Genomic DNA, 20,739 nt, shown 5'->3' on the forward strand with positions numbered 1-20,739 from the left:
TATACAATAACTTAGCATATATTGTATGAGTTTTAGTCAATGTCAAGAGCGTCCAAGCAAAACGATTTGGATTTATCTCTAGGTGAAGATAGCCCTGTTCCTTTGTATTTGCGTGTGAAACAAATGATTTCACAAAAAATCTATGAGGGAACTTGGACGGTAAATAAAAAGATTCCTTCAGAAAGTGAATTGGTGAATTTGCTTGGTTGTAGTCGTATGACCATCAACCGCGCTTTGCGCGAACTGACCAGTGAAGGCCTGTTGGTACGAATACAAGGGGTTGGCTCTTTTGTCGCGGAAGGTCAAGGTCGTACCGCACTTTTTCATGTCAATAATATTGCAGAAGAAATTCTTGCTCGAAATCATAAACACCATGCGGAAGTACTGGTGCTTGAACAAATTCAAGCAAATGCAGAGCAAAGTGTCCTGATGCAAATTCGTGAAGGGCAAAAACTGTTTCACTCGATTATTGTACATTATGAAAATGACGTTCCTGTTCAGATTGAGGATCGATTGGTAGATCCTGCACTGATTCCAGATTATCTATCACAAGATTTTAAAACCATTACGCCAAATGCTTATTTAATGTCAAAAGCACCTGTCACGGAAGGTGAGCATGTGGTAACAGCAATTTTGGCCTCAGCCCAAGAGTGCAAATGGTTGAAAATCAATAAGACCGAGCCTTGTTTATTGATTCGCCGTAGAACATGGTCTAATAAACAATTGATTTCCAGCGCACGATTGATTTACCCAGGTAGTCGTTATTATCTTGAAGGTAAATTTACCCAATGATTGAGCTTTTAACCTTAGCAGATTATAAAAAAATGCTTTGGAAAAATGGTGCTGGTTTTACCATTGAACTTGCCCGAAGTGATGGTGACAGTCTGGATGCGTTTGATTGGCGTATTTCCATGGCGGATGTCAAAACTGCTGGTGAATTTTCTAAGTTCTGTGGAATGCATCGGATTTTGACCGTATTGGAAGGTCAAGGTATTTCACTTCAAATTGAAGATGATTCCAAGCATTTGGCATCATTACAAACCGTGCAGTTTAGTGGTGACAGTCGTGTCAGTTGTGAGTTACTGCATGGACCAATTCGAGATTTTAATCTGATCTATGATCCTCAAAAGGTACATGTCAGATACCAATGGATTTTTGAGTCAGCAAGCGTTGAGATTTTCAGTTCAGCCGATTTAATTTTTATTTTTAATCAGCGTGTAGAACCATTAACAATTGAAATCGATCAACAGGTTTTTCATTTACAGCATCAGGAAAGTCTGAAAATACAGAATAAAAAATTGTTGAAAAATATTGTTTTAAGTGAACAGAGTATAAAGCAGATTTGTCTAATCGAACTCACGATAATCTAGGTTTATATCCTTTTTATAGAAACCCATACAAATTGTAGTTGTATGGGTTTTTTATTGGGATTTAAAAAATAAATATATTAATTTCATTGTCTTATGAATTTTTTTCATAAAAGGATTAAAAAGTATCTTTTCAATATTAAAGATTTGTGTAGTATATGGATGTATATACAAGTTAATACATTGCTATACAGTAAAAGCAGTTTAATTTGCTGATTCAAATCTCAAAGGAAGGAGTCCGATTGTGACCACAACGACAACAAAATTTCGTGATGTAGAAATTCGCGCACCACGTGGTACAAAGCTCAATGCCAAAAGTTGGTTGACCGAAGCGCCATTACGTATGTTGATGAATAATCTTGATCCTGATGTTGCAGAAAATCCAAAAGAACTCGTTGTTTACGGTGGTATTGGTCGTGCTGCACGTAACTGGGAATGTTTTGACAAGATCGTTGAAACGCTAAAGAGTTTAGAAACTGATGAAACTTTGTTGGTTCAATCTGGTAAGCCAGTTGGCGTATTTAAAACCCATAAAGATGCACCGCGTGTTTTGATTGCAAACTCGAATCTTGTTCCACATTGGGCAAATTGGGAGCATTTCAATGAATTGGATGCGAAAGGTTTGGCAATGTACGGTCAAATGACGGCTGGTTCTTGGATCTATATTGGTAGTCAGGGCATTGTACAAGGCACATACGAGACTTTTGTTGAAGCAGGTCGTCAACATTACAACGGTGATTTGACAGGTCGTTGGGTCTTGACTGCTGGTTTAGGCGGTATGGGCGGTGCACAACCCTTAGCTGCAACACTTGCAGGTGCATGCTCACTCAATATCGAATGCCAACAAACCAGTATCGATTTCCGCTTACGTACCCGTTATGTCGATGAGCAAGCAACTGATTTAGATGACGCTTTGGCGCGTATTGAAAAATATACCAAAGAAGGTAAGGCAGTTTCGATTGCACTGCATGGCAACGCGGCAGAAATCTTACCTGAATTAGTTCGTCGCGGTGTACATCCAGATATGGTGACTGACCAAACCAGCGCACATGATCCATTGAATGGTTATTTACCAATTGGCTGGACATGGGAAGAGTATCGTCAACGCGCTAAAACAGAACCTGAAGCTGTGGTAAAAGCAGCGAAACAATCCATGGCACAGCATGTTCAAGCCATGTTAGATTTCCAAAACATGGGTGTTCCAACATTTGACTATGGCAACAACATCCGTCAAATGGCACAAGAAGAAGGCATCGCAAATGCTTTTGATTTTCCTGGTTTTGTTCCAGCGTATATCCGTCCATTATTTTGCCGTGGTGTAGGTCCATTCCGTTGGGTCGCACTGTCTGGTGATCCAGAAGATATTTATAAAACAGATGCAAAGGTAAAAGAGCTGATCCCAGATGATGAACATTTACATCGTTGGTTAGACATGGCACGTGAGCGCATTAGTTTTCAAGGTTTACCAGCCCGTATTTGTTGGGTGGGTTTAGGTTTACGCGCAAAACTTGGTTTGGCTTTTAATGAAATGGTGCGTAGTGGTGAACTTTCAGCACCAATCGTCATTGGTCGTGACCACTTAGATTCAGGTTCAGTATCAAGTCCTAACCGTGAAACTGAAGCAATGCAAGATGGTTCTGATGCTGTTTCAGATTGGCCATTGTTGAATGCCTTGTTAAATACAGCGGGTGGTGCGACATGGGTGTCATTACATCATGGTGGTGGTGTTGGTATGGGCTTCTCGCAACATTCAGGTGTGGTCATCGTTTGTGATGGTACTGATGAAGCCGCAGCACGTATTGCACGTGTACTGACCAATGACCCTGCAACAGGGGTGATGCGTCATGCTGATGCTGGTTATGACATTGCGATTGACTGTGCCAAAGAGCAAGGTTTGAACTTGCCAATGATCACTCAATAAAAATACCACAACAACGATTACGGTGTTTTTTGCAATTGTGTAAGAAGTGCCGTAAGAGAACAATATAGTGCAAAACAGGACGCCAAAATGGAACTCTTAATTCAACCCGGCACACTTACGCTAGCAGATCTTCGTCAAGCCTACTTAAACCCAATCAAAGTTAAACTTGATGAGAGTGCCTCGGCTGCGATTAACGCCAGTGTTGCTTGCGTCGAGCAAATCGTCAATGAAGGGCGTACGGCTTATGGTATCAACACTGGTTTTGGTTTATTGGCTTCGACCAAAATCGCACCTGAAGACTTAGAAAAATTACAACGTTCTTTAGTGCTTTCACATGCCGCAGGTGTAGGCGAGCCACTTGATGATGCGATGGTTCGCTTAATCATGCTGCTCAAGGTCAATAGTTTGGCACGTGGTTTTTCGGGTATTCGCCGTAAAGTCATTGATGCGATTATGGCATTGATCAATGCTGAAGTTTATCCTCATATTCCATTAAAAGGTTCAGTCGGTGCTTCGGGTGATTTAGCGCCACTTGCACACATGTCGTTGATTTTACTCGGTGAAAGTAAAGCACGTTATAAGGGTGAATGGTTACCTGCGGTTGACGCACTGAAAATTGCAGGTTTAGAACCAATTTCTTTAGCTGCAAAAGAAGGCTTAGCCCTGTTAAATGGTACACAAGTTTCAACAGCATACGCATTACGTGGTTTATTTGAAGCAGAAGATCTATTTGCTGCTGCAACGGTTTGCGGTGGTTTAAGTGTTGAAGCGATGCTGGGTTCACGTGCACCATTTGATGCGCGTATTCATGCAGTCCGTGGTCAGCGTGGTCAAATTGATGTGGCGGCTGCGTATCGTGACTTACTGACAGATTCAAGTGAAATTGCACATTCGCATGAAGATTGTAGCAAAGTTCAAGATCCGTACTCACTTCGTTGCCAACCACAGGTCATGGGTGCATGTTTAACTCAAATTCGCCAAGCGGCAGAAGTGTTGGCCATTGAATCAAATGCAGTTTCGGATAATCCATTGGTTTTCGCTGCTGAAGGTGATGTGATTTCAGGTGGTAACTTCCACGCTGAACCAGTGGCGATGGCTGCTGATAATCTGGCATTGGCGATTGCCGAAATTGGTGCATTGTCTGAGCGTCGTATTTCCATGATGATGGATCGCCACATGTCACAGCTTCCTCCATTCTTGGTAGCGAATGGTGGTGTCAACTCAGGTTTCATGATTGCGCAAGTGACAGCCGCTGCATTGGCCAGTGATAATAAAGCATTGGCTCATCCTGCCAGTGTAGATAGTTTGCCGACTTCAGCAAACCAAGAAGACCATGTCTCTATGGCACCAAATGCGGGTAAGCGTTTGTGGTATATGGCGGATAATGTTCGCGGTATTTTAGCTGTTGAATGGTTAGGTGCATGTCAAGGTCTTGATTTCCGTGAAGGATTGAAAAGTTCGCCGAAACTTGAACGTGCGCGTAAAGTGTTGCGTGACCAAGTGCCTTATTACAGTGAGGATCGTTTCTTTGCACCTGATATCGAGCAAGCAAGTGAATTGCTGGCGAGTGGATGTTTGAACGAACTCATTATTCCAAACCTATTACCGAGTTTATTTAAAGGTTGATCAATAAAACGGCCACATGGAGTGGCCGAATCTAACTAAATTTACTCAAGGATTGGAGATTATAATGTCACAACACTCCACATTACAGCGGGGATTAAACACCCGTCATATCCGTTTCTTAGCGTTGGGATCAGCGATTGGAACGGGACTTTTTTACGGTTCTGCAACTGCCATTAGTATGGCAGGCCCCTCAGTCATACTCGCCTATATCGTTGCAGGGATTGCAATCTATATCGTGATGCGGGCATTAGGTGAAATGGCTGTGAAGAATCCAGTATCGGGTTCATTTAGCCATTATGCGACGCAGTATATTGGTCCATTTGCCGGTTTTACCACAGGTTGGACCTATGTTTTTGAGATGATCATTGTCGCGCTTGCTGACGTGACGGCATTCGGCATTTACATGGGATTTTGGTATCCCGATGTGCCACGGTGGATTTGGATTTTGTCACTGATTATGTTCTTAGGGGCAATCAACTTAATTCACGTAAAGGTTTTTGGTGAATTAGAGTTTTGGCTATCTATTGTTAAAGTTACCGCGATTATTGCCATGATTATCGGTGGTCTAGGACTCATGTTGTATGGCTTTCAAGCGGATAACAGTGGTTTTACCACAGGCATCCAAAACCTATGGATACATGAAGGCTTTATGCCTAATGGTATTGCTGGTTTAGTTGCTTGTTTATCGGTGGTGGTATTTGCCTTTGGTGGTATCGAAATTATTGGTATTACTGCGGGTGAATCTAAAGATCCAAAGACCTCGATTCCGAAAGCCATTAATGCCGTTCCTGTGCGTATCTTATTGTTTTATGTGCTCACGATCTTTGTATTGATGTCGATTTTCCCTTGGAATCAAATTGGCAGCCAAGGCAGTCCATTTGTACAAATTTTTGAAAATCTTGGTATTGGCTCTGCCGCAACCATTTTAAATATTGTGGTGATTACTGCTGCTGTTTCTGCCATTAATAGTGATGTGTTTGGTGCTGGACGTATGCTTTATGGCATGGCGGACAAAGGACAAGCGCCACAAGTCTTCCAAAAATTATCTCGTAATGGTGTGCCTTGGATGACAGTTGTGGTGATGGCAGGGGTGTTATTGATCGGTGTGCTACTGAACTATCTGATTCCAGAAAATGTATTCCTGATCATTGCTTCAATCGCAACATTTGCAACGGTTTGGGTCTGGTTAATGATCTTGCTGTCTCAAATGGCGATGCGCCGTAAGCTTTCTACCGAAGAAATTAAAGCACTCGACTTCCCTGTGATTGGCTGGCCGTATGCACCTGCATTTGCCATCGTGTTTATGGTGTTTATTTTAGTCATGATGGGGTATTTCCCTAACTCACGACCTGCGATCTATGTGGGAATCTCATGGTTGATTCTACTTTGGATTGCTTACAGCATCTGGGTGAAACCTAAACCAAACACTGTACAAGTAGACGATAGTCTGCCACAGAATATAGAAATGGAACGCTAAATACGAAATAGCCTAAGCATCTGATGCTTGGGCTTTTTGAGGATATATGCATGAAAAAGCTTTGGAAAAACTGCCATATTGCCACCATGCAACATGGACAATATTCCAGTATCGAAAATGCTGCTATGGTGACGCTTGGGCAGCATATTCATTGGATCGGCATAGAAAAAGATGTACCGATTGATGATTATGTTGAAACCATTGATCTCAACGGCGCATGGGTGACACCGGGCTTGATTGATTGTCATACCCATAGTGTGTTTGGGGGCAATCGTAGTATCGAGTTTGAACAGCGTTTGCAAGGTGTCAGTTATGCTGAAATTGCAGCAAGTGGTGGTGGCATAGCAAGTACAGTGCGCGCAACACGAGAGGCAAGTGAAGAACAACTACTTGCATCGGCACTGAAACGTATTCGCTGCATGTTGAAAGATGGTGTGACCACGATTGAAATCAAGTCGGGTTATGGTTTGGATTATGCCAATGAACGGAAAATGCTGCGTGTGATTCGTCAAGTTGCGCAAATATTACCGATGACTGTGAAAAGTACTTGTTTAGCAGCACATGCGTTGCCACCTGAATATCAAGATCAAAGTGATGCGTATATCGAGTATATCTGTAATGAGATGCTGCCCAGACTACATGAAGAGGGTTTGGTGGATGCCGTGGATGCTTTTTGTGAGTATTTAGCATTTTCACCTGCGCAAGTTGAACGGGTGTTTAAAACAGCCCAATCTTTAAATTTACCAATCAAATTACACGCGGAACAGCTTTCTTCGCTTGGTGGATCAAGTCTTGCGGCACGTTACCATGCATTATCAGCAGATCACTTGGAATTTATAACTGAGGATGATGTGAAGGCAATGGCAGGGGCTGGCACTGTTGCGGTGTTATTGCCGGGTGCATTTTATTTCTTAAGAGAAACGCAGCTTCCACCCGTAGATAGCTTGCATAAACATGGGGTGCGTATCGCATTGTCCAGTGATTTAAATCCGGGGACTTCACCTGCATTGTCTTTGCGTTTGATGCTGAATATGGGCAGTACCTTATTTCGTTTAACGCCTGAACAAGCGCTGGCGGGTGTCACCATTCATGCGGCTCATGCACTTGGTCTACAGGACACGCACGGCAGTTTAGAGCAAGGCAAAGTTGCCGATTTTATTGCTTGGGATATTGAGCATCCTTCCGAGATTGTTTATTGGCTCGGTGGAGATTTGCCGAAGCGGATTGTTCAACATGGCAACGAAATCGTTTTTTAGCATCAAAACCAATTTTTAAAGAGTGATATGAATTATGAATCATTCATTTACGTGGCAAGGACGACAAGACGGTGAGGGTGACGGACATTTACGCATCCATCAAGTGGTCAATACCAGCCAACACGCTACTTTTGCCTTGATTGGTTTTAGTTCTGATGAAGGTGTGAAACGTAATAAAGGCCGCTTAGGTTCAGCAGATGCGCCTGATATGATTCGTGCTCAATTGGCAAATTTACCTGTGCATCAGCCTGTGATGATTGCGGATGTTGGTACAGTAGTTTGTGATCATGGAAAATTAGAAAAAGCACAGGCTGAACTGGCTGAACAAGTGGAAAGAGGTTTGCAACAAGGCATGAAGCCCATTGTTTTAGGTGGTGGCCATGAGGTTGCTTTTGGTAGTTTTTCTGGTTTATTTCACTATATCCAAAAGCATCAACCGAATTCTAAAATCGGCATTATTAACTTTGATGCACATTTCGATTTGCGTGAAGCAGAGCGTGTCAGTTCTGGTACGCCATTTTTAAATGCAGCAAAATTATCAGAACAACATCAGCAAGAATTTCATTATTTGTGCATAGGTGTTGCTAAACATTCCAATACCAAGGTGCTGTTTGAAACAGCAGATCGCTTAAATTGCGAATATATATACGATCAGCAATTACAACCTTCAAAAATTGATCATTTGATTGCGAAAATTAACGGTTTTATCGAAAAAGTTGACCACTTATACATTACAGTAGATCTGGATGTATTCAGTGCCAGCATTGCTCCAGGTGTGAGCGCACCAGCAGTGAAAGGAATTGATTTATCAATCTTTGATCCGCTGTTCCAAGCCATTAAGGAAACAGGGAAAATCCGTGTTTTTGATGTGGCTGAATGTAATCCACGGTTTGATTTGGATAATCGAACATCCAAACTAGCTGCATATATTATTTTTAATTACATATTCGATTGATGGATTGACTGCGTAAGTCGTCGGTCCATCAATTTTTTAATTATATGAGGATAGACAATGTCTAATTTATCTTATATCTCTCAAAATAACGGTCCATGGTCAACTTATCTCGAACAAATTGATCGTGTTGCTCCTTATCTAGAGCATTTAGCAGATTATATCGATACACTCAAGCGCCCTAAACGTGCTTTGATTGTGGATGTGCCGATTGTGATGGATGACGGTACAATCCAACACTTTGAAGGCTACCGTGTTCAACACAACCTATCACGTGGACCGGGTAAGGGTGGTATTCGCTACCATCCAGATGTGGATTTAAATGAAGTAATGGCACTTTCAGCGTGGATGACCATTAAAACTGCGGTATTGAATCTTCCATTCGGTGGTGCAAAAGGTGGTGTGCGTGTAGATCCGCGTAAACTTTCTCCTCGTGAGTTAGAGCGTTTAACACGTCGTTATACCAGTGAGATCAGTCATATCATTGGGCCACAAAAAGATATTCCAGCACCTGATGTAGGCACCAATGCCAATGTCATGGGGTGGATCATGGATACCTATTCATCGGGTCAAGGTCATACTGTAACAGGTGTGGTGACAGGTAAACCTGTACATTTAGGTGGTTCATTGGGTCGTGTTAAAGCCACAGGTCGTGGGGTCTTTATCACTGGTCAACAAGTTGCAGACAAGATTAAACTACCCTTAGACGGCGCAAAAATTGCCGTACAAGGCTTTGGTAACGTGGGTAGCGAAGCGGCTTACTTGTTTGTTGAATCAGGATCGAAAATCGTGACGATTCAGGATCACACAGGGACTATTTACAATCCTGAAGGAATTAACTTAGAAGACTTAAAAGTTTATTTTGAGAAAAACCAAGGTGTGGGTGGCTTTGCAGGCGCACAAGCGATTAGTGATGAAGATTTCTGGTCTGTTGATATGGATATTTTAGTTCCAGCAGCATTGGAAGGGCAAATCACCGTTGAACGTGCTGAAAAAATCACAGCAAAATTGGTGCTCGAAGGTGCAAACGGTCCAACTTATCCTGACGCAGATGACATGTTGATCAAACGTGGCGTAACCATTGTGCCAGACGTGATTTGTAACGCAGGCGGTGTAACCGTGAGTTATTTTGAATGGGTTCAAGATATGGCGAGTTATTTCTGGTCTGAAGATGAAATTAATCAAAGACTAGATAAGCTGATGATTCAAGCGATCAACGATGTATGGCATACCGCCAACGAAAAAGCGTGTAGCCTCAGAACTGCTGCTTTTATTTTGGGTTGTGAGCGTATTTTGAAAGCACGTATGGAACGCGGGATTTTCCCAGGTTAATTTTATTTGTTGTTATTACAACGACCTTAGAGTGAATGCTTTAAGGTCGTTTTTTATGTGTTAGTTTATTAATCCAAGAAAAAATCTTTTTGTAGATTGGTATTGCCAGTAATACAAGCATATTGTTCAAAATCAATGATTCCGATTCTCGCTAAAGCTTGCTCATCCGTCAGGCTGTGTCCTGTTAGCTCTCCTTTGGCTGTTGTATAGATTGCATAGGCTGCATCAGCCATAATCTCAGGATTACGACTGACCTGCTGGGTATTGTCTTCACCTAAGTTTTTAGAAACTGCTGCTGTCGCAATATAAGTTTCAGGCCATAACGTATTACAAGAAATTCCATATTGACGAAATTCCTCAGCCATTCCTAAGGTCAAAATAGTCATGCCATATTTAGACAAGGCATAAGGGGAAAGCATCCCGAGCCATTGAGGTGACATATTTACAGGCGGAGATAAACTTAAAATATGTGGATTGGCGGCTTGTTTGAGAAAAGGGAGTGCTGCTTGTGCGCAAATGAATGTTGCGCGGTGGTTAATGCTTTGAATCAGGTCATATTGCTTTAATGAGGTTGATTCGACACCTGTTAGGGCAATGGCACCTGCATTGTTGATCAGAACATCAATTCCCCCAAAGTGCTTAGCTGCTTGTTGAATCGCCGTATGGATCTGTTGCTCATCCCGAACATCGAGAATCAAGGGCAAGGCTTTACCGCCAGTAGCTTCAATTTCTTCGGCCACGCTATAGATGGTGCCTGTTAATTTAGTTGTTTCAACAGCAGTTTTGGCTGCAATCACAACGTTTGCGCCTGCTTGAGCTGCTTTTAAGGCAATGGCTCTACCAATACCTCGACTGCCACCTGTGATAAAAACAGTTCTTCCTTGCATTGTATTCATGGATATTTCCTTAATTCGATTTGTTATAAAAATGTTGAATTACATTATGAATGCATGTGCATATTTTTCAGGATGATAAAGTTGACGTTCTTTTGCGATGTGCACGATACGGCTGCGTAGCTGACGTTTGATCACAGCATAAGTCATGCGATGCTTCTGCGACATTTCCTCCGCGAATTTAAAGACTTCTGCATGGAGCGATTCTATTGGATGAATTTGATGAACAACTTGTGACTGTAAGCATTCAGCACCTGTTAGGGCTTTCGCTGTCAAAGACATTTCCCATGTCGCATGTTGGTTCGGAAGTAATTGCACGATTTCAGCAATGCTATCTGTAAATGGAATTGTGAGATGGACTTCGGGAAAACAAAAACGTCCTTTGTCTGCTCTCATAAATCGAAAATCACATGCAGCGGCAAGGATGGCACCACCTGCATAGGCATTGCCATTGACTGCTGCAATTACAGGTAAATTCAGCAAGGCCAAACGTAGCAACATATTCTCAAGTTGCGTAGTAAATGTTTTTTTATCTTCAAGTGACTGTTGCATCAACCAGCCAAGGTCTAATCCATTACAAAAGGTTTTTGCATGGTCGCTTTGGATGATGAGACTTGCATTGTTTTTGTCATATTCAATTTCATCAAAAATGGCGATATATTCATTTAATACATCTTGATTTAGAGCATTTTCCTGATCACCATTGGTCAATGTGAGCACGTAAATGGATTGCTGTTTATCGAGCTTCATTGTCGCCATTTAAGTGATTCCTCGTTTGTTATATCCATAAATGTTGGACTTATTATTTCGGATAAAACCCTCGCTCAATAGGTGAGACTATGCCATATTGATGATCATTTTAGGACATTGGATGTGCCATGCGTGATCCCTTTGGGTTGTTTCAAGAAACGATTTCGGTTTCTTATGCGAATTTGTTGCTAGAAATTACCCATGAATATGGCATTGATGCACAAACAGTTTTGCAGGATACAGGACTTGTCGCTGCTGAAATGAAACAGGCCGATGCCAAGATGAGTGCACATCAATGGTCTAAGTTAGTGGTCAATGCCTTACGATTAACTGAAAATTATCGTCTTGGGATTGAATATGGTTTTAAATTACGACTAACCTCACATGGAGCATTAGGCTTTGCTTTCTTAAGTTGTGCCGATGTTGAAAGTGCTTTAAGCCTTTGCCAGCAGTATTTTTGTACCCGTATTCAAAATTTCACACCCGCATGGCACGTCGATGCCAGTTTTGTTTATGTTTATTTAGATGACGTGCATCCAGTCAAATTTGGAAATACACAACAATCGGATCAACTTAGATATTTTTTAATTGAAAGTTTACTGTTTGGCGCAATTCATTTTTTAACTTTATTTTCGCAACAGATGACTGAGAATATCGTCGTTTTTGTTGACTGGGCACAATCTCAGGATTATGAAAAAGTTCAATTAGACCCCATGCAAATTCATTTTAATCAGCCCAGAAATGGCTTTCGTTTTCCTAAAGCCTATTTAAGCTGTAAAAATCCAAACTCCGATCAGGTGGCTTTTCAGCAAGCAGTTTTATATTGTGAAAATGATAAAGTGAAACTGGTCAAAGAAACAACGCGGGATCTACAAAAAAGCATTAAATCCGAACTGCTTTATAACTCAAGCAATGGTTATCCAACACTAGCATTGATTGCACAGCGTTTGAATATGTCAGAACGAACTATTAAACGTCATTTACAAGCACAGGGAACAACGTTTCTACAAATTTTGGCTGAAGTTCGATTTAATGAAGCAAAGAAACTACTCCAGCAACAGCACTATAGTATTCAAGATATTGCAGGCTTAGTTGGCTATGAAGAAGCCACCAATTTTATTCGTGCCTTTAAAAAAACCTTTGGCGAAACACCTAGTCAGTATCGGAAAAACTACTTCTCTAAGCCTGATTAAACTGATATTTCATTTTGAATAGCTTGAATAAATTGTTCTACAGCATGCTGAATGTGTTCAGTCCATTCAAAGGAACAATTCATTCGGATAAAGTGCTGATGCGATGGCAGCACATTAAATAACGGGCTAGGGGCTACACCGACTTGATGTTGAATCAGTTGCTCATAGATATGCATACTACTGACTTTGTCAGGCAGTTGAATCCAGAGAAAAAAACCACTTGGATAGTTATATACCTTGCAGCCTTGAGGTAAATGCTGTTTCAGATAATGAAAAAACTGTTTTTTATTCTTCTCTAAAGCACGTCGCAGTGTTCTTAAATGTTTTTCATAATGATGATGTGAAAGAAACTCAACCAGTGCATTCTGAATCAGTGAATTGGCTGAAATGGTACTCATCAATTGTAGATGTTGAATATGCTCAGAGAACTTGCCTGCATAGACCCAACCGACGCGAAAACCTGATCCCAAAGTTTTGGAAAATGAGGAGCAGTGTAGTACCAAGTTTTGTTGATCAAAATACTTCATTGGCAAGGGTTTCTGCTTGCCATAAAACAGTTCTTCATAGACATCATCTTCAATGAGATGAATCTGATGCTCATGTAAAAGCTTGGCAATTTTATATTTGATGTCATCGCTGACGGTAAAGCCAATTGGGTTGTGCGCATTCAGCATAAACCAGCAGACTTTGATGGGATAATTTTTGATGACTTGTTCAAACGCTTCGATATCAAAACCATGCTGAGGATGTTCTGGAATGGTAATAACTTTCAATCCCAGTCGTTCAGCCGCCTGCCAAGCACCATAGAAAATGGTTTGTTGCAATAAAATATAATCACCGGGTTGGGTAATGGCTTGCAATGAAAGGTTCAGTGCATCTAAACCACCAGATGTAATGACAATATCATCCGCCTCAGTTGGAATGCCTTGCATACAATAGCGTTGAGCAATCAGTTTTCTTAGCGCTAAGTTTCCCGGGGGCAGATTTGAGGTTTGATCATAACTGTGTCGATTTCGAGAAAGCTGCCCCATAATTTGTATCAGCTTAGGTGGATAGAGCAACTGACTGTCTGGAAAAGCTGAACCTAAAGGACTGACCTGTTTGGATTGAATCGACTTGAGATATTTAAAAACTAATGAGTTAATTTCAATTTTCGGATTTAACGAAACTACAGAATAAGCTTGAGGAATCTGGATATTGTTTTGCTCTGCCACAAAATAACCCGATTTTTCTTTTGAATAAATCAGTCCTTGTGCTTCCAATTCTTGGTAAGCATTCATCACGGTCATTAGGCTGAAGCCTGATCTTTGCACTTGCTCACGTAAAGAGGGCAATTTGGTGTGAGGTTTCCATGACCCATTTTCAATTAGAAGTTTAAGCTTATGTGCTAACTGTTCTGATTTATACATAAGGTCGTGAGTCCAAATTACTCTGTTGATGAGAAGACTGCATCAGGTGATTTAATTTTATAACAGAATATAAGGGAATGAATCATCTGTTATATTTTTTTAGTCAAACTCTGTCGCTATTCAACTGTTGGTCTCTGATTCACAATAACAGTGTGGACTAAGTAATTTGTTCAATCAGCAATGATTGTACATCGTTCAAAACACAATAATTTGGGCTGAATGACGTATGGCGATGTTTGTGACGAAAGAACTTAATGCGATAACTCAACTGTTTACAGATAGAGCACCTTCGCAATCGGTGCAAAAACAGCTTGCGCTTGAATATGTAAATCTTGAAGCGACCTTGTTACGAGCAAAGGTACTGCGAGATTTTTCTAAAGAGAAAGTTACTTATATTGCTCAAGCGAAAATTACTGTTAATGACAATAATCTGGCCTATTTATTCGCACCATTTATTATTGCCAATCTCAATCAAGCTGTGATGTATACAACACCACGTTCACCATCGGTGTTGGCAATTTTGAATCCATATTATCAGGCAGAAAAAAGTGTCAGTCTAAAAATTGAAGAGGTGCTTCATAGTTTAGGACTGTATGTCGATCTGGTTGATGATGTGAGGGATGAAGAAGATTTTCTCTTTCGATGTTTAGTCAAAGCATTATGTCGAACAGATATCTCAGATCTTTTCTTGATTACGCATTTGGTTATAGATGATGAGCCACTTCAAATCCTACAAGATTATTTTGAAGTGAAAATTGTTGTGATTCATTGCGATACAAGCAAGAGCATCATCCATGATGATTTAATCAATACCAGAAAATTATTGTTCAAAAATAAAGATGAATTACACAAGAATATATGTACTTTGTTTTCGACTTTAAATGCCAATCTTGTTTCGAGGATTGGTCAGTTCAGTCCAACACAAGCGACTCATTTAATTGAAGATATGTTTTATTCAGAACATATTTTTGAAAAATTATCGGTTTATGCCGAATACATGCAAACCCATATTCAAAATGGTACTGGTTATAGAGCATTGACCACGATTTAATTTTTCAAAAATTGAAATTTATGATTTTAGGAGCAGATGATATGTCTCAGCAACAACAGAAGTTCCCATATATTATGGTTGGGATTAGTATTTTATTAGGTTGTATATTTTTAGTATTCTTCTTTCTTGCCGTGAGCAACCAGCCTGATTATATGCCTTCGCAGCAGCAAAAAAGCGCAGAGGTACAGAAGTTAAAATAATTAGACAAAACGTGAATAGTCAAACAAGCTACTTTTGTGTTAATCCTATTTAAGCGAAACGTTAAGAATAGCTCACATGAGGGCAGCTAAATGGATAATTCAGAGCAACCTATTCATAAACAAGAAAACAATGGCTATGCGAGAATCGAGCCATATACCCAGCCCGCTGGTGGATGGGGTGCATTGTTAAGTGTTGCCCGTAACCTCAAAAGGCAAGATATTTTAAAAAAAGGTTCAATCACATTACTCAATATTAATCAGCCAACAGGCTTTGATTGTCCGGGTTGTGCATGGCCTGAGAAAAAAGATGCGCATGCATTTAATTTCTGCGAAAACGGCGCAAAAGCAGTTGCCTTTGAGGCAACCAGTAAAACCGTGACCCCCGAATTTTTTGCACAACATACGGTCAGTTGGTTGGCTGAACAAAGTGATTTTTATCTCGAAGACCTTGGTCGTTTAACTGACCCGATGCGTTATGATCCTGTATTAGATAAATACCTGCCAATTTCGTGGGATGATGCATTTCAACTGATTGCCAAACATTTACATGCATTAGATGATCCAGACCAAGCTGCATTTTATACCTCTGGTCGTACCAGTAATGAAGCTGCCTTTTTGTATCAACTCTTTGTAAGAAGTTTCGGAACCAATAACTTCCCAGACTGTTCCAACATGTGCCATGAAACCACCAGTGTGGGTTTGAAAGATTCTATTGGTTTAGGCAAAGGCACAGTCACTTTGGATGATTTCGATCAAGCCGATGCGATTTTTAGTTTTGGACATAATCCGGGAACTAATCACCCAAGAATGTTGGCAACGTTGCGTGAAGTGTCTAGACGTGGCGGCAATATTATTGCGATTAACCCGATTAAAGAGCGTGGTTTAGAGCGGTTCCAAGATCCGCAAGCGCCTTTGGAAATGATGACCAATGGCAGTACCCCAATCAGTCGTTATTACTTCCAGCCTAAAATTGGCGGTGATTACGCTTTATTATTTGGTGTGCTGAAGCATTTGTCGGAGTGGGATAAAAAAGCCATTGCCAAGGGTAAAGCCAGTGTATTTGATCGTCGTTTTATCGAGGTCAATACCATTGGCTTCGAAGAAATGCTAGAAGAAATTGATCGTACGGAATGGTCTCAGATTCATAAACACACAGGACTTTCACCTGAACATTTAGAATCGATTGCTCGAATGTTTCTTGATTCGAAAAGAGCCATTTTCTGTTGGGGTATGGGGATAACCCAACATCGTCATGGCACTGCCAACATTCACATGCTTGCCAACTTGATGTTGGCAAGAGGACATATCGGTCGTCCGGGTGCAGGGTTATGTCCAGTTCGAGGGCATAGTAATGTGCAGGGTGATCGCACTATGGGGATCAATGAAATTCCAAGTCCCAAATTACTGGATAGTATTGATCGTGTTTTTGGGATCAAGTCACCAAGAAAGCATGGTTTTGGGGTTGTTGATACCATTAAGGCAATGTATGAAAACAGAGTAAAAGTCTTTATCGGCTTAGGGGGCAATTTTGCCGTTGCTACCCCAGATACGCCTTATACACAGGAAGCATTAAGACGTTGTAATTTAACAGTACATATTGCCACTAAAATGAATCGAAGCCATTTGGTTTGTGGTAAGGACGCTTTGATTTTACCTTGTCTTGGGCGTACTGAAGTGGATATACAGCTTCATGGTGCACAGGCCATTTCAGTGGAAGACTCAATGAGCAATGTCCATCTTTCGGCAGGACGTAATCCTCCAATCTCGGAGAATATATTATCTGAACCCGATATTGTAGCTCGAATGGCTGAAGCAACTTTGCCTAACAGTAAAGTGAAATGGAAATGGTATATCGACAGCTATGATCGCATCCGAGATTCGATTGCAGATGTGTTTGACGAATTTCATGATTTTAATCAACGCGTTTATCAACCGAGTGGTTTTCATTTAGAACATCCCGCCAATCAACATGTTTGGAATACGCCAAGCGCTAAAGCTCAATTTATGATTACGCCATTGGCAGAAGTTTATGAAGACAAAGAAAATCAATATGCAGCAGCCTATAGTGAACAACAAGTTTATACCTTGATGACCACACGTTCACATGACCAGTACAACACAACTTTATATGGTTTAGATGATCGTTATCGAGGTGTGTATGGGCAGCGGCGGGTACTGTTTATGAATCAAGTCGATATTGATGAAGCAGGGTTCGAAGCCGATCAATGGGTGAATATTGAAAGTGTATTCTCAGATGGTGTGAAGCGGATTGTGCACAGTTTTCGTATCGTGCCATATAACATTCCGCGAGGAAGTCTGGCTGCCTATTATCCTGAAACTAATCCACTGGTGGCGTTGGGCAGTCATGACAAATATGCCAAGATTCCTGCATCTAAAAGTGTTCCAGTGATTCTACATGCAGGGCAAGCACCAGAACATTTCAATTTGGCAGTTGAGGTCGATCCAGAACATGCCAATGAAAGAGTTAGCGGTGCATAATTTATTTGGATTTATAAATTAATTTTAATCAAGTTATACAGGAAAGAGAGTATATAGAGTGGAAGCGCAAGAGTTAGGCTATGAGACGATGCAAGTGCATCGTTTTCATCGTGAAGTTTCTGAAAATGAAATGGATTATATTGTTCAGGAATACCCTGTTGTATTGATCTATAACGGAATTTCTCATGCGGTGATGATGGCAACGCCTTCTGATATTGAGGTATTTGCCAAAGGCTTTAGTCTATCCGAAGGCATTTTACACAGTTTAATGGAATTGTATTCGCTGGAAATTAGTCAAAATGAATTGGGTATTCAAGTTGACATGAGCATTTCATCTAGAGCTTTTATAGCGTTAAAAGAACAGCGTCGGATGATGGTCGGACGAACAGGGTGTGGTTTGTGTGGCATTGAAAGTTTAAAACAGCTTTATTCAAACCTGCCTGTTGTCAGTACAAAAGTGTCTGCTACATGGTTAAATCAGATTCCTCATGCCATTGCCCAACTTAAAATTAGACAAAAAATCAGTGAACTGACAGGAGGAGCACATGCTGCGGCTTGGGTCGTCAAAGGGCAAATTGTGGCATTGTTTGAGGATGTTGGTCGTCATAATGCTTTAGATAAATTATTAGGTTATTTAGCGATAAAAAATTTGAATGTCGCGGATGGCTTTGTGATGATGACCAGCCGCGCCAGTTATGAGTTAATTCGTAAATGCGCGCAATACAACATTGGTTTGTTGGCAACGATTTCAGCACCAACCAGTATGGCGATTGAGATGGCAAAGAAATTAAATTTAACTTTAGCCAGTTTTTGTCGCGGTGATAGCTTTGTTTTATATACAGAATAATAGTAAAAATTTATGATTTTTTTGATAATGAGTTCACTGATTTGTGTAGGATATCAACACTAAGTTTTTTTATTCCTAAAAATTATGAATATACCGCTCAGACCACAACCTGTGATTAATAATCTATCGGGTGAGAATGCATTATTTATTGTACTTGGAATCAATAGTAATCCTGATCATTCAGGTGTGATTGATTTTCTCGCTAATTTCTCAGCTTTGGTTCGAAGCTTGACCAACCGTTTTCCCAATAGTAATTTTAGTGCTTCTGTTGGGATTGGCTCAAATGCTTGGGATCTTTTATTTCCTGAGTTAAATAAACCCAAAGAGCTTACACCATTTCAGGAAATTAAAGGATCAAAGCATACCGCAGTTGCAACGACAGGTGATTTGTTTTTCCATATTCGTGCCAATCAGATGGCGATTTGCTATGAACTTGCTTCCATTTTGCATGAGCAATTAAAACAAGATACCTATCCGATTAGCGAGACCAAAGGGTTTAGATACTTTGATGGTCGCGCCATTATTGGTTTTGTGGATGGTACTGAAAACCCTGAACATGAGATCGCAAAAGAAATTGCTTATGTTGGTTCAGAAGATGCTGAGTTCCTAGGTGGCAGTTATGTGTTTATCCAAAAATATCTGCATAACATGGAGATGTGGAAAGGCTTATCGACCGAAGAACAGGAAAAGGTGATTGGTCGAAAGAAATATGATGATGTTGAACTCGGCGATGATGTCAAACCACAAAATGCGCACAATGTCGTCAGTAAAGCACATGATGTAAATGGTAATGAGCTGAAAATTCTGCGAGCTAATATGCCATTTTCCAATCCCACAGAAGGCGAGTATGGCACTTTCTTTATTGGATATTCTCGTTCATTCAATATCACCAAGACCATGCTGGAAAATATGTTCCAAGGCAAGGAAAATGGTCATGTTGATCGACTGCTAGATTTTAGTACGCCAGTTTCAGGAAGTTTATTCTTTGTTCCTACGTTTGATTTTCTAGAAGACTTGGCTGAATAAAAATAAAACAGTAGGAATGAGATTCACCGTTGTTCAATCAACGGTGAATCTAAGTACCAAGTGTTATTTCATAAAGCGTGATTGCAATGCTGTTGCCGCAGCAAAAATCCGTTGATAGCCTTGTGGCATCAGACGCTGAAGAATATCCACCGCTTTTGCATCTGCACCAATCAGTAAACGACGACGATTTCTTTGCACCGCCTTTAAAATCAGATTTGCGGCTTCATCAGCAGGCGTACGTAGTATTTTATCAAATGCTTCCTGACTTTTCGCTGGGTCCATACCTAAACTGGTGACGCTGTTATTCATCCGTGCTGCTTTGGCAATATTGGTACGAATACCTCCAGGATGTATACACGTTGCACTAACCCCAGAATTTTCGATATCCAGTTCTTGACGTAATGATTCAGTAAAACCACGAACTGCAAATTTGCTGGCATTATAGGCACTTTGCGTCGGTTGAGCGGTTAAACCAAACATACTTGAGATATTGATGATATGCCCGTCACCACTTTGTTTGAGGTAAGGTAAAAACTCTTTCGTACCATATACCACACCCCAGAAGTTAATCCCAATCAACCACTCAAGGTCTTCGTAACTTACGCCTTCGGCAGTACTGCCAATGGCAACCCCTGCATTATTAAAAATCAGGTTTACCTGATGATGTTGTTCCACCACAGTTTTTGCCCACACCGCAACTTGTTCACGTTTTGCCACATCAACTTTTTGTGTAGTGACTTTGATAGGGTAAGCCTGTAGTAAAGCAACGGTCTTGGCTAAGCCTGTTTCACTGACATCCGATAAGGCAAGGTTACAGCCCCGTTTTGCCAATGCAATTGCCAAAGCCTGACCAATCCCTGAGCCTGCGCCTGTGACTGCCGCAACCTTATTTTGAAATGTTTTCATGTAAATCATCCTTTGTTTTTCTGATAGATTGCCT

Annotated in this window: 18 protein-coding genes; 14 read left to right on the forward strand and 4 right to left on the reverse strand. The window is 40.9% G+C overall.

All coding sequences use genetic code 11. From position 1 onward, the window contains the following. The first annotated feature begins 39 nt into the window (after positions 1-39). From hutC to MMP72_RS11895, 8 genes are all read left to right on the forward strand, one after another. Positions 40-792, forward strand: a complete 753-nt coding sequence (gene hutC, locus MMP72_RS11860) for a histidine utilization repressor (RefSeq protein ID WP_241317529.1) — start codon at positions 40-42, stop codon at positions 790-792. Next, positions 789-1,370 carry a HutD family protein gene (locus tag MMP72_RS11865; RefSeq protein WP_241317531.1) on the forward strand — a complete coding sequence of 194 codons (582 nt, stop codon included), beginning with the start codon at positions 789-791 and terminating at the stop codon, positions 1,368-1,370. Before hutC ends, MMP72_RS11865 begins: the two co-directional genes overlap by 4 nt. A gap of 241 nt (positions 1,371-1,611) precedes the next feature. Continuing rightward, complete coding sequence (gene hutU / locus MMP72_RS11870; RefSeq protein WP_241317533.1) at positions 1,612-3,288, forward strand: urocanate hydratase; 1,677 nt, start codon at positions 1,612-1,614, stop codon at positions 3,286-3,288. A gap of 87 nt (positions 3,289-3,375) precedes the next feature. Further along, a complete protein-coding gene (gene hutH / locus MMP72_RS11875) occupies positions 3,376-4,914 on the forward strand; it encodes a histidine ammonia-lyase (RefSeq protein ID WP_241317535.1) in 1,539 nt (512 codons plus the stop codon). Positions 4,915-4,978: 64 nt separating this feature from the next. Then, the gene (locus MMP72_RS11880; RefSeq protein WP_241317537.1) at positions 4,979-6,391 is read left to right on the forward strand and encodes an amino acid permease; all 1,413 of its coding nucleotides are present in this window, start codon (positions 4,979-4,981) and stop codon (positions 6,389-6,391) included. A gap of 50 nt (positions 6,392-6,441) precedes the next feature. After that, positions 6,442-7,647: an imidazolonepropionase gene (hutI, locus tag MMP72_RS11885; protein WP_241317539.1), complete on the forward strand. Its 1,206-nt coding sequence runs from the start codon at positions 6,442-6,444 to the stop codon at positions 7,645-7,647. A 34-nt stretch (positions 7,648-7,681) separates the two neighbouring features. Next, complete coding sequence (gene hutG / locus MMP72_RS11890; RefSeq protein WP_241317541.1) at positions 7,682-8,602, forward strand: formimidoylglutamase; 921 nt, start codon at positions 7,682-7,684, stop codon at positions 8,600-8,602. A gap of 57 nt (positions 8,603-8,659) precedes the next feature. Then, a complete protein-coding gene (locus MMP72_RS11895; protein ID WP_241317543.1) occupies positions 8,660-9,931 on the forward strand; it encodes a Glu/Leu/Phe/Val dehydrogenase in 1,272 nt (423 codons plus the stop codon). 68 nt (positions 9,932-9,999) lie between these two features. Here the strand turns inward: MMP72_RS11895 and MMP72_RS11900 are convergent, their stop codons facing one another. Beyond that, positions 10,000-10,827, reverse strand: a complete 828-nt coding sequence (locus MMP72_RS11900; protein ID WP_241317545.1) for an NAD(P)-dependent oxidoreductase — start codon at positions 10,825-10,827, stop codon at positions 10,000-10,002. Positions 10,828-10,866: 39 nt separating this feature from the next. Further along, positions 10,867-11,583, reverse strand: a complete 717-nt coding sequence (locus MMP72_RS11905) for an enoyl-CoA hydratase/isomerase family protein (RefSeq protein WP_241317547.1) — start codon at positions 11,581-11,583, stop codon at positions 10,867-10,869. 119 nt (positions 11,584-11,702) lie between these two features. Here MMP72_RS11905 and MMP72_RS11910 point away from each other — a divergent pair, with 119 nt between their 5' ends. Then, entirely contained in the window at positions 11,703-12,767 is a 1,065-nt protein-coding gene (locus tag MMP72_RS11910; protein ID WP_241317549.1) for an AraC family transcriptional regulator, read from the forward strand. Here MMP72_RS11910 and MMP72_RS11915 read toward each other — a convergent pair. Next, a complete protein-coding gene (locus MMP72_RS11915) occupies positions 12,764-14,176 on the reverse strand; it encodes a PLP-dependent aminotransferase family protein (RefSeq protein ID WP_241317551.1) in 1,413 nt (470 codons plus the stop codon). The two genes, MMP72_RS11910 and MMP72_RS11915, sit on opposite strands and share 4 nt — an antisense overlap. 232 nt (positions 14,177-14,408) lie before the next feature. On the opposite strand from MMP72_RS11915, the gene MMP72_RS11920 reads away from it, so the two are divergent. The 5 genes from MMP72_RS11920 (at position 14,409) to MMP72_RS11940 (ending at position 19,799) form a co-directional block, all read left to right on the forward strand. Next, on the forward strand, positions 14,409-15,227 hold the full coding sequence (locus MMP72_RS11920; RefSeq protein ID WP_241317621.1) for a hypothetical protein: 819 nt from the start codon (positions 14,409-14,411) through the stop codon (positions 15,225-15,227). 41 nt (positions 15,228-15,268) lie between these two features. Beyond that, positions 15,269-15,427, forward strand: a complete 159-nt coding sequence (ccoS, locus tag MMP72_RS11925; RefSeq protein WP_241317553.1) for a cbb3-type cytochrome oxidase assembly protein CcoS — start codon at positions 15,269-15,271, stop codon at positions 15,425-15,427. A gap of 90 nt (positions 15,428-15,517) precedes the next feature. Next, positions 15,518-17,926 carry an FdhF/YdeP family oxidoreductase gene (locus MMP72_RS11930; RefSeq protein ID WP_241317555.1) on the forward strand — a complete coding sequence of 803 codons (2,409 nt, stop codon included), beginning with the start codon at positions 15,518-15,520 and terminating at the stop codon, positions 17,924-17,926. A 58-nt stretch (positions 17,927-17,984) separates the two neighbouring features. Next, entirely contained in the window at positions 17,985-18,773 is a 789-nt protein-coding gene (gene fdhD, locus MMP72_RS11935) for a formate dehydrogenase accessory sulfurtransferase FdhD (protein ID WP_241317557.1), read from the forward strand. A gap of 84 nt (positions 18,774-18,857) precedes the next feature. Next, the gene (locus MMP72_RS11940; protein ID WP_241317558.1) at positions 18,858-19,799 is read left to right on the forward strand and encodes a Dyp-type peroxidase; all 942 of its coding nucleotides are present in this window, start codon (positions 18,858-18,860) and stop codon (positions 19,797-19,799) included. A gap of 63 nt (positions 19,800-19,862) precedes the next feature. On the opposite strand, the gene MMP72_RS11945 is transcribed toward MMP72_RS11940, so the two are convergent. Then, positions 19,863-20,705 (reverse strand): SDR family NAD(P)-dependent oxidoreductase, encoded by an 843-nt coding sequence (locus tag MMP72_RS11945; RefSeq protein WP_241317560.1) that lies wholly within the window; start codon positions 20,703-20,705, stop codon positions 19,863-19,865. Between the last annotated feature and the right edge of the window lie 34 nt (positions 20,706-20,739).

It is taken from the genome of Acinetobacter sp. NIPH 2699 (genome assembly GCF_022549355.1).
Taxonomy (GTDB): Bacteria; Pseudomonadota; Gammaproteobacteria; order Pseudomonadales; family Moraxellaceae; genus Acinetobacter.

Bases quoted from the DNA above. Each gene is read 5' to 3' on its own strand.
- MMP72_RS11910 (WP_241317549.1), top strand. From the start codon at position 11,703: ATGCGTGATCCCTTTGGGTTGTTTCAAGAAACGATTTCGGTTTCTTAT.
- MMP72_RS11920 (WP_241317621.1), top strand. From the start codon at position 14,409: ATGTTTGTGACGAAAGAACTTAATGCGATAACTCAACTGTTTACAGAT.
- hutI (WP_241317539.1), top strand. From the start codon at position 6,442: ATGAAAAAGCTTTGGAAAAACTGCCATATTGCCACCATGCAACATGGA.
- MMP72_RS11880 (WP_241317537.1), top strand. From the start codon at position 4,979: ATGTCACAACACTCCACATTACAGCGGGGATTAAACACCCGTCATATC.
- MMP72_RS11945 (WP_241317560.1), bottom strand. From the start codon at position 20,705: ATGAAAACATTTCAAAATAAGGTTGCGGCAGTCACAGGCGCAGGCTCA.
- MMP72_RS11940 (WP_241317558.1), top strand. From the start codon at position 18,858: ATGAATATACCGCTCAGACCACAACCTGTGATTAATAATCTATCGGGT.
- MMP72_RS11905 (WP_241317547.1), bottom strand. From the start codon at position 11,583: ATGGCGACAATGAAGCTCGATAAACAGCAATCCATTTACGTGCTCACA.
- hutC (WP_241317529.1), top strand. From the start codon at position 40: ATGTCAAGAGCGTCCAAGCAAAACGATTTGGATTTATCTCTAGGTGAA.
- MMP72_RS11915 (WP_241317551.1), bottom strand. From the start codon at position 14,176: ATGTATAAATCAGAACAGTTAGCACATAAGCTTAAACTTCTAATTGAA.
- hutH (WP_241317535.1), top strand. From the start codon at position 3,376: ATGGAACTCTTAATTCAACCCGGCACACTTACGCTAGCAGATCTTCGT.
- MMP72_RS11930 (WP_241317555.1), top strand. From the start codon at position 15,518: ATGGATAATTCAGAGCAACCTATTCATAAACAAGAAAACAATGGCTAT.
- MMP72_RS11895 (WP_241317543.1), top strand. From the start codon at position 8,660: ATGTCTAATTTATCTTATATCTCTCAAAATAACGGTCCATGGTCAACT.
- hutG (WP_241317541.1), top strand. From the start codon at position 7,682: ATGAATCATTCATTTACGTGGCAAGGACGACAAGACGGTGAGGGTGAC.
- ccoS (WP_241317553.1), top strand. From the start codon at position 15,269: ATGTCTCAGCAACAACAGAAGTTCCCATATATTATGGTTGGGATTAGT.
- MMP72_RS11865 (WP_241317531.1), top strand. From the start codon at position 789: ATGATTGAGCTTTTAACCTTAGCAGATTATAAAAAAATGCTTTGGAAA.
- MMP72_RS11900 (WP_241317545.1), bottom strand. From the start codon at position 10,827: ATGAATACAATGCAAGGAAGAACTGTTTTTATCACAGGTGGCAGTCGA.